The sequence below is a fragment of the Mycoplasma sp. 332 genome (assembly GCF_052378275.1).
GTDB lineage: Bacteria > Bacillota_I > Bacilli_A > Mycoplasmatales > Metamycoplasmataceae > Metamycoplasma.
This window is the reverse complement of record NZ_CP198998.1, coordinates 478,546-492,710: the sequence shown is the minus strand read 5'-3', so window position 1 is coordinate 492,710 and position 14,165 is coordinate 478,546. Positions and strand designations below refer to the sequence as shown.

Annotated in this window: 5 protein-coding genes; all 5 read left to right on the top strand. The window is 28.7% G+C overall.

Annotated features, from left to right (window positions below; genetic code table 4):
- Positions 1-116 precede the first annotated feature (116 nt).
- The 5 genes from mgtA to ACT1UH_RS02075 all read left to right on the top strand — a co-directional run bounded on the left by mgtA (position 117) and on the right by ACT1UH_RS02075 (position 14,101).
- On the top strand, positions 117-2,909 hold the full coding sequence (mgtA, locus tag ACT1UH_RS02095) for a magnesium-translocating P-type ATPase (RefSeq protein WP_438340350.1): 2,793 nt from the start codon (positions 117-119) through the stop codon (positions 2,907-2,909).
- 124 nt (positions 2,910-3,033) lie between these two features.
- Positions 3,034-4,005: a ribose-phosphate pyrophosphokinase gene (locus ACT1UH_RS02090; protein WP_438340349.1), complete on the top strand. Its 972-nt coding sequence runs from the start codon at positions 3,034-3,036 to the stop codon at positions 4,003-4,005.
- Positions 3,992-4,696, top strand: a complete 705-nt coding sequence (rsmG, locus tag ACT1UH_RS02085; protein WP_444704805.1) for a 16S rRNA (guanine(527)-N(7))-methyltransferase RsmG — start codon at positions 3,992-3,994, stop codon at positions 4,694-4,696. Before ACT1UH_RS02090 ends, rsmG begins: the two co-directional genes overlap by 14 nt.
- Before the next feature lie 124 nt (positions 4,697-4,820).
- Positions 4,821-13,187, top strand: coding sequence for an ABC transporter permease (locus ACT1UH_RS02080; protein WP_444704804.1), 8,367 nt, complete (start codon positions 4,821-4,823; stop codon positions 13,185-13,187).
- Positions 13,187-14,101 (top strand): ABC transporter ATP-binding protein, encoded by a 915-nt coding sequence (locus ACT1UH_RS02075; protein WP_444704803.1) that lies wholly within the window; start codon positions 13,187-13,189, stop codon positions 14,099-14,101. The genes ACT1UH_RS02080 and ACT1UH_RS02075 overlap by 1 nt, the downstream gene beginning before the upstream one ends.
- The last annotated feature ends 64 nt before the right edge of the window (positions 14,102-14,165 follow it).

Below are 14,165 nucleotides of genomic sequence, written 5' to 3'. Positions count from 1 at the left end.
AAGTACAAAGTAGTGATCGAAGTAGTACAAATATTGTGTTTTCACTAAGCACATTTTGTTAATTATGTAGAATTACTGCTTCCTTAAACATATTTTAAATATAAAGGAGGTGAATAATGAAGAAAGCAAAGGTTAATAATATTGAAAGTCAAAATATTAAATTATCTAAGCAAGATTTAGCAAAAAATAATCCGATAAATAAGCGACTAGTTGAAGCATCTATTAGTGATGTAGAACTTTTATTTGAAAAATATAAATCTTCTAAAAATGGCATCAAGATTGAAAAACAAGTTGAGCAAAACCGCGATGAATATGGTGTAAATAAAATTTCCAAAAAAGGGGCTGACACTGCTGGAAAAAGATTAATCCGCTCTTTCTTTAATTTGTTTAATATTATTCTTTTTATACTTACAATTATTACTGCTGTAGTCGATATTATATTGCCAATAAGCAGTGGTAAGTATAATGAAGTTAATTATATAACTGTCATTATTATTCTGGTAATAGTTTTTGCCAGCAGTATTATTCACTTTATTCAAGAACAAAAATCTGCTTCTAGTGCCAATAAACTTATTGAAATTATTGAGACAACTTGTTTGGTTGAGCGTGATGGGGTTCTAAAGGAAATACCGATGGACGAAATAGTTGTTGGTGATATTGTCCATTTAGCAGCTGGTGATATTATTCCCGGTGATGTTAGAATTATTGCGGCAAAAGACTTATTTGTTTCGCAATCCTCATTATCTGGCGAAAGCGATGCAATTGAAAAATATAGTATTATTGATGCACAAACTAATTATGATAATCTGACAGATAGACCCAATCTTGCTTTTATGGGTTCAAACATTATTTCTGGTTCAGCAAAGGCATTGGTGCTAGTAGTTGGAAATGATACTGTCATTGGTAAGGTGGCTTCAAAATTAAATGAAAAACAAGTTCCTACTAACTTTGAAAAAGGTATTAAAAAAATTTCTGTAATGTTAACCTGCATCATTGCTTTTGTTATTCCTATCATTTTTTTAATTGTTGGATTAACCCATCAAAAGATTGAAGGAAACAATGCATGATTTAATGCCTTATTATTTGGTATATCTATTGCTATCGGATTAATCCCTGAAATGTTGCCAATGATTGTAACTGCTTGTTTATCAAAAGGTTCAATCGCAATGGGGAAGGCAAAAACTATTGTTAAAAATATTAACTCTATCCAAAATTTTGGCGCTATGGATATTTTATGTACTGATAAGACTGGAACAATAACTCAAGATGAAATTATTCTTGAAAGGCACCTTGATGTTAATGGGAAAGAGGATTATCATGTTTTAAAGTATGCTTTTTTAAATTCTTATTATCAAACAGGATTAAAAAACCTACTAGATAAATCGATTATTAATCGTACCCTTGATTTAGCTGATGAGCAAAAATCATTAGATAATCTTGAACTGCATTATTTGAAAATTGATGAGGTTCCTTTCGATTTCAATAGAAAGCGTATGTCAGTGCTTGTAAAGTCTCTTAAAAATAATAAGGTTACATTGATTACTAAAGGAGCTGTTGAAGAAATAATTAATGTATGTAGCACAATTTATTTAGACGGAAAAGTAATTCCTCTTGATAAAAAGGTAATTCGTAAAGTTTTGAATAAGGTTGAGGAATTTAGTGAAGAAGGAATGAGAGTTGTTGCTGTCGCTTCCAAAAAGTCTAATATTGATGCTGTCGGAAAGCTGAGTGTAAACGATGAAAAAGATATGACTTTAATAGGCTATCTAACATTTCTAGACCCACCGAAAGATTCTGCTGAAGATGCTATTAAGAAGTTACATAATTTGGGCGTAGAAGTAAAAATACTAACTGGTGATAATCCATTGGTTACAAAGGCAGTTTGTTCAAAAGTCGGCATTCCTTATGAAAAAATATTGCTAGGAAAAGACATTACTAAGCTTAGTGATGTCGAGCTAGCAATCGAAGTCGAAAAGACACAAATTTTTGCTAAACTTAGCCCCGATCAAAAAGCTAGAATAATTACCATTTTGCGTAATAATGGTCACGTTGTTGGCTACATGGGTGATGGTATTAATGATGCGCCAGCAATGAAGGTTGCTGACGTATCAATATCTGTAGATACAGCAGTTGATATCGCAAAAGAGTCAGCTAATATCATTCTTCTTGAAAAAGATTTAAATGTTTTGGCTACAGGGATAGTTGAGGGAAGAAAAACTCATGCCAATATTAATAAATATATAAAAATGACTGTGTCCTCAAACTTTGGAAACATTTTTAGCGTAGTTATAGCCTCAATTATGCTTCCATTTATTCCTTTAGCACCTGTGCAAATTATTTTTTTAAATTTAATTTATGATTTTTGTTGTGGAACAATTCCGTGAGATAATGTAGATAAAGAATTTATTCAATCTCCGCGGCAATGGGGACATAAGTCTATTTGGCGATTTATGCTATGATTTGGCCCTGCTAGTTCAATTGTTGATGTTATGTCGTTTTGTTTATTATTTTTTGTTATCATTCCACAAGCAATTAAACAAACAACATTTACCAAAATTAGTGATTATAGTAATTTATCTCTTGAACAACAAAAAGAATTTAGATTGATGTTTTGAGCCGGATGATTAGTCATCTCAATGTGAACACAAACTTTTGTTATTCATCTATTAAGAACTGATAAAGTGCCACTAATTAAATCTAACGCTTCTACTCCGGTGATTATTTCAACCTTGACCGGAGTTGCATTGGTAACTGCTCTTCCTTATATTCCAAAGCTAAATACTTCCTTGCAACTAGCACCGCTACCCTCGATATTTTATGCTTGGCTTGCACTGTTGCTTTCGACCTATACATTTCTTGTGATAATAACCAAAATTATTTATCGTAAGATCTATAAGCATTTCTTATAATTAATAAGTCAACTTGGCTTATTTTTTTAATTTTGTAATAATCTAAGAAAAAGTTAAATATTAACACATTAATATATTAAAATTAATATTAAAAATTAGGGAAGGAAAATTTAAGCTAAAAAAAATGAAAAAATTAGATGAAAATGTAATTATTTTTGGGATGGATAATTCTGAAAAACTAGCTAATGAAATTGCTAAATATTTAGACACTGATGTTAAAAAGGTTAATAAAGTTGTTTTTGCTGATGGCGAGAATTTAGTTTATCCCGACGAAACTGTTCGAAATAAAACTGTTTTTGTTATCAACAATACAGGAAAACCAGTCAATGATAATTTGATGAGTCTTTTGATATTTATTGATGCGCTGAAGCGTGCTAGCGCAAAAAGAATTATTTGTGTTACTACTTATTATGGTTATGCAAGACAAGATAGAAAAACAAGCGGCAGACATCCAATTTCAGCCAAACTTGTTGCTGATTTATTAGAAACTGCTGGTGCTGATAAAATTATTGTTGTTGATTTGCACAATGCATCAATTCAAGGCTTTTTTAATATTCCTGTTGATGATCTAAGAGGTCAATTTATTTTTGCTAAGGAATTAAGAAAAAGAAAAGATAAATTTGTTATTGTCTCTCCTGATCATGGCGGCGCAGTTAGAGCACGTCAATTATCAGAATGCCTAAATTCCGATGAACCAATTGCAATTATTGATAAAAGAAGAACTGGCCCAAATGTATCTGAAATTATGGGCGTTTTAGGTAATGTTAATGGTAAGAATGTAATCATCTACGATGATATTATTGATACTGGTGGAACTATTATACATGCCGCAGAAACACTAAAGGCACAAGGCGCTAACAAAGTTATTATCGCTGCAACACACGGGTTATTTTCAAGAGGTTTTGAAATGTTTGAAAGCAATCCTATCATTGATGAAGTTATAATAACTAATTCAGTAGATCACTCGCATTTATCACATTTTAAGAAGCTAAAAGAATTATCAATGGCCGAATTTCTTGGTTTAGTTATTGAGGCTAATACTAATAGCACATCAATAAGTGAAATTTATAAAGAATATAGTAATGGAAGAATTTAGAAGAATTATAACTCAATATCTTTGCATTGAAGATGAAGACATAATTGCTAAACTTTATTTATATTATCAGTTAATTGAAGAAGAAAATAGAAAGTATAATTTAACTGGTTTCTACGGTGAAAAATTAATTAAAGAGGGCATTATAGAATCAATTCTTATTTTTAAAAATATAAATAAAAATATTGCAAATCTATGTAATAAGGAGGTTCTTGACATTGGTTCAGGAGCAGGTTTTCCTATTATCCCTTATTTAATATATAGTCAAAATTTTAATCTTACAATTTATGAGCCGATGCAAAAAAGGGTAAATTTTTTATGGCTTGTAGTCAAAAAATGTAATTTAAAAAATGTAAGGATTCTTAAAATAAGATCAGAAGAATCATTAGAAAAGGAAAGATTTGATTTTATAAGCGCAAGAGCAGTTTCAGAATTAAAGAATCTTGTTGAAATATCTCATCATGTTGGAAAAATAGGCTCAATTTTTTGTTTTTTAAAATCAACTAATTTTCAAAAGGAAATTGATAATTCTAAAAATATTAAGAATATATTACAAATTAAATTTAATACTTTATGTTTAAATAAATTTTTTACTATCGATAATGTCTTGGTTTATTATGAAAAAAAAATTCCTACCCCTAATTTTATCCCAAGAAAATGGTCGATAATTATTAAAGAAAATTCCAAAAAATAAATTTAAATTTTCTGCTCATTATGTACATGAGCAGAATTTTTTGTTGCATATTTAAAAAAATTTATTAAATAATAATTTAATAAACTATATAATTAACATTACAAAGTTTGGGAAGGGGTGAGAGATGAAGAGATTATTTAAAGAAGTTTTTAGGTCACTTGCTAAAAACAAAGTTACATTAATTTGTTTAACAATCTTAATTTTCTTAACAACATTTTTATTTACTTTGTTAAATGATGTTAAGACTTCATATTCACGAACAATAAATGCATATGATAAGGTTTCTAAATTGCATGATTTAACTGTTGATTTAGATATTAATCCTTCAGGAGTCATCCCTAGCCATGGATATAATCAAATCGACAAGGATAATCATAGTGTTATTACTTCGCCAATAAAATTCGAATCATCTAAAAATGGTTCGGATGTTTCTTATACGATTAATTTGCCGGGAAGCGAGCACAATTTTATTAACATAAAAGATACTATCGAAAATTGAAACACCAATCCTAAATATTATTTGAAGACTGAAGACTTTTTAAAATTATATTATGAACAACTTTCGGGTCAAGTTTCAAGTGTCAGATTCGAGATTAATAAAGAAAACCCTAATCCCCAAAAGATTAGAGAATTTACTTTTTCAGGTGAAAATAGAAAATTTAAAGTTTATCAAAAAGAGGGAAATAAATATTCTTTGGTAACTAAAGTAAACAGAGTTAATACCGATGACTTAATAAGATTTAAAACAAAAGTAAAATTAGGTGATATTTTAACTATATCATATGGTCCTAAAGGACCTTTTAATCAACAAACAATTAAAGATAGCGTTGTAGAATCCTCGCCTCTTTATATCAATACCGTAACTAAGCAAGCATCATTTTTGACCCAAGATTATGATGAATGAAAAGCAGAAGGTGTTTTATATGTTATTGAATCTAATAAAGTCCTTGAATTAATGGGATTTGAAAAAAAATCAAATGATCAAAAGTGATATTTTAATGAAGAAAAAGCTAAAAATGCAAAAATTAAAATCGCTGGCAACCAAAAAACAACACAATGAAATATTATTAATGATGATATCCTTGTTGATGATTTTAAACTCGGGACATTTGCAAATGTAAATAAAATAGTTTCTAATTCTCCTCTGTATATCGAACTAGCTTCTAATAATACTTATAAAATTCCGGAAGGATGAATAAGAAGAGCTGAGCGAATGGTTTCATATAATTGATATCGTTACATTTTAAATTGAAATGAAAGCAATCAAGAAGATAAGTCCAATTGAAAAGGATCGTACTTTAAATTTATTGAGCAATTTAGCAAAAATCAACCTAAAGAATATGAGCAAAATTTATATTTCTCTTATTGAGATAAGACCATAACCACTACATACAGTATCGGAAATAAATATAAACAAACCTTTGTGCAAACGGTTCCAATTGATAAAAATGATATTGATGTCACCTTTAAACAGCCGTGAAGTGGAGGGAAAGAAAATACACGAATTCCTAAAAATAAACAAAACCTTGATGCCTTTAATTTATGAAATATTAAGCAAGTAGAATTTAATAAATTAGGATCGCAGCCATTAAGTGATGAAGAATTTCAAGATGTATCAAATGTTGGCAAGCTTAATGTAGCTCAAAATTTTATTCGTAATAATGCTTTAAGTTTTGCTCGTTCTTCAATACTAGAAGATATTAAAAAAACTGTTGGTAAAGATAATTTAGGTATTAGAAAAACCATCACTGTTGAAACAGTTAATGAGGGCAACGCAAAAAAGAATGTATTTCATTTTGTTAATATTGGTGATAAGGATAAAAAAATACTAGGATTTGAAAATAATGTCGGTAAGTTATATAACGAAAGTCTTAATCCATCTATTTTGCATTCAAGTATTTCAAATGAAAATGTTGATAAATTCTTATTAAAGCCAGATAAAAATAGCAATCTTATAACTAAAATTCCTGCTGTTTATACTAGGTCGTTAGTTGAAACTATTTTTCGTAATTTTACGCCAAATAATGAATATTTTAATGCGGATATAAGATTTGAAAAGTACTATGATTTTCTTGAAAACACAAAAATTCCAACCCTAGTTGATGGAAAAATATTGGTTTTAACTACTGCTACGCCAGAAATAAAGCGCCCCGGAGGATCTACTGTCGTTGGGGCAATTGCAATGCCTAGACCAAATAAATATATATTTTTAGTTCAAAGCAATATTGATGGTTTTACAGATGATATCGTGTGAAATAAGGTTTTAGTTAATGACAAGGAATATTTAAGCTTGGATGAAGTTTATAATTACCTTGTTCAACAAGATTATACTGTTCGTGGTGAAATAGGTGCAAACGGTTGAGCCGTTGTTAATCCTCAATTTAGAAACGCAATAAGTTTACCAATATCATTCGGATCAATTTCACCAGATTTAATTCTTGAAATTACACAAAAAAATACAATTAAAACCTTAGTTGATAGATTGCGTTCAGTTCTTTTAGATACAGATTTTGGAAAATTATTTGATCGCCGTGATGTATATCGTATTTTCAAAGCTGTCACCGATTCTGTTGAAAGCAATGGGTTACATACATTGCTTGCCATCGGAAAAACTAACCGTTTTATTTTAGAAAAAACAATTTTAGATATTATTAAATTTTTAGTTAAACCTCTGCCGCAAGATAATAACCAAAATCTTGAATACATAAATATAAATGCAAATGCTTTCATTCATAATTTCTTTGCAAAGATATTTTTATATTTCAAAAAACAATATTTACTATCGGCTAAAACTAATGAAGAAAGGGAAAACTATCTTGTTTCACAAATAAATAATCTAAGCGGAATTTTAAATTTTTCTAATTTATACATTATTCCACAACTCAAGATTTCATTAAAAGATCTATTTGTTTATATAAGAGATAAAGAAAAAATTTTCGATATTTTAACCGAAATATTTTCATCAATTGATTTTGTTAAATTTTCAGCAATAATAAACGATTGATACGATCGCCATCCATATAAACCGTTTACTGCGGTAAATGATACATATTGAACAATGTCTCATGAACGGATGATTATTTCTTTATTAAGTTCATTGAATGAAGAAAAATTCAAAAAATCCATTAAGAACCTTTTTAATTTAGTAGATTTTAGCAAAATACTTGATCCAGAGCAAAAAAGCAGCTACTACCAAAAATGAGTTCAAGCATACAAAAATATAAATCAAGACTTAGATAAAAATACGAAGGGTGAGGCTAAAAAATTCTTTAAAGCCTTAGACGCTAATAAAGATGGCTCATATAAGAATATTAACGAAGGACTATTTAGTATTTTTTCAAATATAAATATTGAACAATTCACTAATTCACTTAATAAATTAATTAAGATTAATAAATATCCAATTACAGCTAATAATAAAATTTATAACGATTACAATACTGAATATTTAAATCAATCTGATTATTTGGCAGCATTTATGTCCTCTCTAAACCTTGTTGGCGAAAATGAAATTTCAGCAAGCAAAATTATTCAAATTCAAAATGCGATTATTAAAATTTTTAACTTTTCAAACAAAACAGAAAGTTTGGTTAAAGAATTAAATATTTCTATTCCAACCAAAGAAGAAGGAAAAATTTCATTACTAGATTTGGCTATTTTGCCTAAATTAGCATTGCCAAATAATTTGTCTAGCAGTTTTTCTATTCCTTCATCATATAATGTTCCTATTAATGAATTTGATTTAGTTGATATCAAAAAGATTATTGCGAAGGTAAAACAAGCAATAAATTTTAAAACTTTATTAAAATTAACTAAATCTGAGTTTGATTTTGTTAAACAGCAAGCACTTGTTAATGATATTGAGCTAAATAATCTATCAAAATTACTTGCTAAACTTGAAAAATATTTTAATTTTGTATCTCTTTTAAAACTAAAATCTCTTAAACCAAGGGATAATAAGTTCGACTTTATATTAGAAGACAAAAACCAAAAGCCCGAATCATATGCTGATTTAGCCTATTTATCAGCAATTATTGATTCAAATGCTAAAGATAAAAAATCACAAATAGAAATTCTAAAAACCTTGCATAATTTTCTAGCTAAATATTTAGGTTCATCATTTCTTGCAAATGGTGAGGAATCAATTATTAAAAATATGTTTGTTTTATATAGCATATGAATTAAGATGGCTTATTTTTTGAATAGAATTGAGCGTATTGAAGATAAAATATCTATTGATCAAAATACTGGACAAAAGATTATTGAAAAGCAATATGCTAAAAAACTTTCTTATGCACAAATTAAACTTGTTCTAAATGAAATCTATAAACTAGCGCTAAATCCTGAATTTGTTAAGGCAATGCAAAACTTCGATAAAGTTATTAATCCAATTCCTAGTTTGGGAATATTGGGAAGCGATAATAAGTATCAAGCAACACTTTTAAAAATTCCTTATGCTCATGCACATACTAATTTAGCAAATCGTGAACTTATTTCTTTATTGAAAAAATCGCAAGGTATTAATTTATTTAAATCTAATTTAATTAATGCTGGAATTGACACCAAAACTATTGATAAAATAATTGACCTTTTAATTAAGAATTCAAATGAACTTACTTATAACTTTGGTTACATTGCAACAGCCTCGCAAATTCCAACTTATTACAATAATTCATTAAAAATGTTTCTTGATTCATTCCTTGAAACTAATGACAAAACTCCTATAAAACCGTTAATTAAAGATGATTATGAACTAGATTTGGCATTCAAAAAGGTTATTGAAAATTCAAGACTTAATAATCATTTATCATTGTTAAATATTCCTAATAATCTATTAAATCCTTTGACACTACTAAGCTTTCCTCAAATTCCTTTATATTATATTTTAAGTCCAAATCCAAACGAAGGTAATATTGCTTATATTGTTAAAAAAGTTTTAAATAATCTTAAGTCTTCGAATGTTAAGGATATATTTTATCAAATTGAAGCAATTACACAAAATTTTGAAAATTCTGCTTATTATGTTGAATCAAAAAACGATACTTCTATTGATTTAGACCTATCTAGATTTAATTATATTTTTAATCAAAAATTAAGAAATAGTAATGGTAAGGGACTTGATTTATTTGGTATTAACATTACCTCATCTTTAGAAAAATCAGTATATAAAATCATAGAACCTATTAAAATATCAAATTTAATTTCTTATTCAGATTCAGGCTCATATGTTGCTAAAGTTAATTATGGTTATGCATCTAAAAACGGTAAAGAAGTCTATAAAGGTGATATAAGCAAATATCTATCGAACCCTTATGCTATGCAATTATTTATTTCTTCATTAGATGAAAAGTACAAGGTTAAAGTTAATACGCAGGAGTATTTAATCATTGGTATTGATTCAACTGTTGATTATTTATATCCTGTTATTAATGAAGAAAATATTCAAGTAGATACTAATACCCAAGCAATTATTTATGTCAATTCAAAGGGTTTTGACCGTATAAATTCAGCATATCCAACTTTTGCTGTTAAGACTTATGCATTAGTTAAAGCGCCTGTTGATGAGAATGGAAAATATTTGCATAATAAATCGCCGAAGGAATTGCAGGAGCAATTTAATAATGATATTAATCTTATTAATCCTAATTCATTTAACAAAAAGGTTTATTTAAAAGATGAATTAGACAATATAAATCCTGAAAGAAAGATAAGAATTGTAACCATTAGAACTATTGTTAATTCAATCAAAAATGCCACATTCTATTTAATTTCTGTTTTAACTATCTTAGTTGCATTCATCATATACTTTATTATGAAGAGATATATTGAAGCGAGAAATAAAGTTGTTGGAATATTGCGTGCTCAGGGTTATAAAACCTCAAAAATAGCATTTGCATTTTGTGCTTTTGGTTGAATCCCTGCTTTTGTTGGTGGTTTACTTGGTTATATTGTTGGTTTTGCCTTACAGGGAACAGCAATGAATGTTTTGTCTTCATACTGGACACTTGAAAATAATATAATTCCTATTCACACCTCCGCCATCCTTGGTACAATAATTGCACCGTTGTTATTTGTTAGTTTCTTAATTTTTATAATAACAGCAATTTCTGTTAGAAAAAAACCTATTGAGTTAATGAGTGGTCTTGTTGAGGTTAAGGTTGGGAATTTTGCTCAAAGAATTTCAGCAATGTTCAGAAAACTGCCAGTTAAAGCAAGATTTATCGCCTCTATGGCACTAAATAATTTCTGAAAAATGTTCTCGCTATTCTTAGCATTTTCAACCACATCGTTGATTTCTATGTTCTTTTTATCGTCAAACAACATTTTTAATAAGGCTATAACAAAAACATATAAAGATAGACTCTATAAATTTAAGCTTGATCTTGAAAGCCCGACAACTGAAGGTGGGCCTTATGTTACTTATAATAAATCTGATATAAATTCATTATTATATGTTCCTAATGATTTAGCTGGATCATCTTCATCAAATGGTAGTCAACTTGATTATGCCAACCCGAATTTCCTAAGACCAGGCAGTTCATTTAATACCGATGTCCCACATATTCCGTACGCACCAACAGTGTTGACTAAATCATCACTTGATATCTTGATTGATTTATCGGTTGAATTAAGCCCTTGAGATATTACTTATGCTAGTTTGCCTGAAACGCAAAGAGCTAGAGTCGCGCAAATATTTAAGCGTGTATCAAAAGAAATGCAAGCTACCCAATATTTAATTGATATTTCTAAGTTAAAAACCGGTAAGGATTATTTAAATGTTGAAGATAGTGACATATCAAATATTATTGCCGTTACTGATTTGGAAAAATTTCAAAAAGATCTTGCCAATAATAAGCCAGAAGATATAAAAAATCGTACGAGCTTCTTTTATTTCACTTCGTCGTCTTTATATCAAAACAATCAATCCAACGGAAGAATTAGCGAACAATTTAAATTTATTGAATGAGATCCCATTAATGAAACATACTTTAAACCAAAATCTGTTTCAACATCGAGATATAGACAGGAATATCGTAATTTCTTGGTTAATGCCTACCGTCGTATTGAAGGTCTTGATTTCTTTGTATCATTTGGCGGTATTTATTGAAATGATGTAACTAATGAAAAATATACTTATGCTAAAACACTATATAATAATAAAGAAATAAAGATTTATGGATATTATGGTGATAGTAGATTCATTTCAATGCACAATGCTAATAATGAAGATTTACAACAGAAATTAGCTAACTATCAATATAATGAAAATACTACAATCCCATTGATTGTCAATACTGTTGCCCAAAAAAGATACAATCTTTCTATTGGTTCAAAAATTGAATTTGATTTATTAAACCATGTTGATCGCTTTAGTTATCGTGCGTTAAATCAAAAGCCACCGAGAACTAAATATACCTTTGAAGTTATTGATATATCCGAAACATACATTAATAGTGAATTTATTACAAGAAAGGACATCTTAGACAAAATTTTGGGTTATGACACATTGACTACTCGTTTGCAAAACGCACGTAAGCAAGAACTAGAAAATGCTATATTCTTAAACCCACAAAATAAACAAAAAATTACTAGAGACTTTAGACGAAAATATGAAGCGTTTAATGGTATTTTATCTAGTGATACAACACCAGTCCAAACGATCGATACCTTAACTACTTATTCATCAACCGGTTTTTGAGGCGCGACCTCTTCATTTGAAGTTGAAGGTGCAAGCGATCAAACTGTTTGGGAATTCTTTAAACGCATATTTATATCTAATAAAGATCTAAATTATATATCTGTTTATGAACATAATATTGATTCCTATAATGAAGCACACCCTGGAGCTAAATTAAGATATAAAGACGTATTATTTAGACTTCTTAATATAAATGAATCTCAATATGAAAAGATTGTAAAACAAGCTAATTCAAATGAAGAATTTAAAGGTTTAGCACGCAGTATTCTTACGAAATTTTATGGAATACAACCTGATACTATTTATGGTAAAAATATTATGTATGGTGCTTCATTTAACGTTAATAGTAAAGATATTGAAGCAGGTTTTATAGCTGATATTTCTGAAACTGTAAATGTTATTATAATAGCTTTTATTGTTATGTCGCTATTGATTTCCATTATAATATTAATTGTTATCACTAATATTATGATTGCCTCAAATCAAAGAGCAATAGCTACGTTTTCAGTTTTAGGTTATACTAATCGCGAAAAGATTTCACTATTCTTTGCTAACTTTGTTCCAACTATAATATTTGCTTGTTTATTAATGATACCTGCAACATTACTATTGATTTCGGTATTTAATGCATTTATGATGGCTACATCTCAAATTGTCTTGCCACTTGTTTTACACTATTCAACAATTATTATCTCAGCAGCAATTTGCTTAACAGTGTTTATTCTGACCTCGATGGCTACTTGAAAGAGTTTAAATAAAATTAAGGCCATTGACACCTTGAAAGGAAAATAATGTGAAGAAGAAATAAAAAAGTTGAATCTAAAAATGAAGATTTAAATGTTTCTATGAATAATAAAAAAGAGACATCAATAGCTTCGAATGCTGACGGAATATCAGGGCATCCATTAGATAGTGCAACGCTAAAAAAATATAAATTAGCAAATAATAAACCTCGAAAAAAAGATGGATTAGAAAAGGAAAAGAATAGCGATGGCAATATTGTTGAAGTTTTTGATGTTAAGAAAACTTATTTATCAGGAAACGTTGCAACCGATGTTCTAAAAGGTGTATCTTTAACCATAAAAAAGGGCGAAATTGCAATATTGTATGGTAAATCAGGGTCAGGAAAATCGACACTTTTAAATATAATAAGTGCACTAGATAGACCAACTAGTGGTAAGGTTATTGTTAATAATATAAATTTGCCTTATCTAAATGAATCTAGACAAACGCTATTTAGACGCGATAATATTTCATTTATTTTCCAAAACTATAATTTATTGCAAAATCTAAATAGCTATGATAATGTTGAGACCGGCGCTTATTTACAGAAGGACAAGTCAAAACATTTGGATATTAAGAAATTATTTAAGGATTTCGACCTTGAAGAATGTATGTTTAAATACCCTTCACAAATGTCGGGCGGTCAACAACAACGTGTTTCTATCCTAAGAGCAATAGCTAAAAATTCTGATATTCTTGTTGCCGATGAGCCAACCGGCGCTCTTGATGAAAAAACAGGATGAATTGTTTTAAAAATTCTTCAAGAAATCAACCGCGATTATGGAACTACGATAATTATTGTTTCACATGATGCTGATGTTGCACAAATTGCGGATAAAGTTATTTATCTTGAATTAGGACATATTAAGGATATAAAACATCAAGAACGAAAATGATTAATAAAAAAGGAAAAAGAAAATTAAAATGATTATAACTATATTATTTATTATATTTGGATTAATACTATCAACTGCTATTATTACTCTA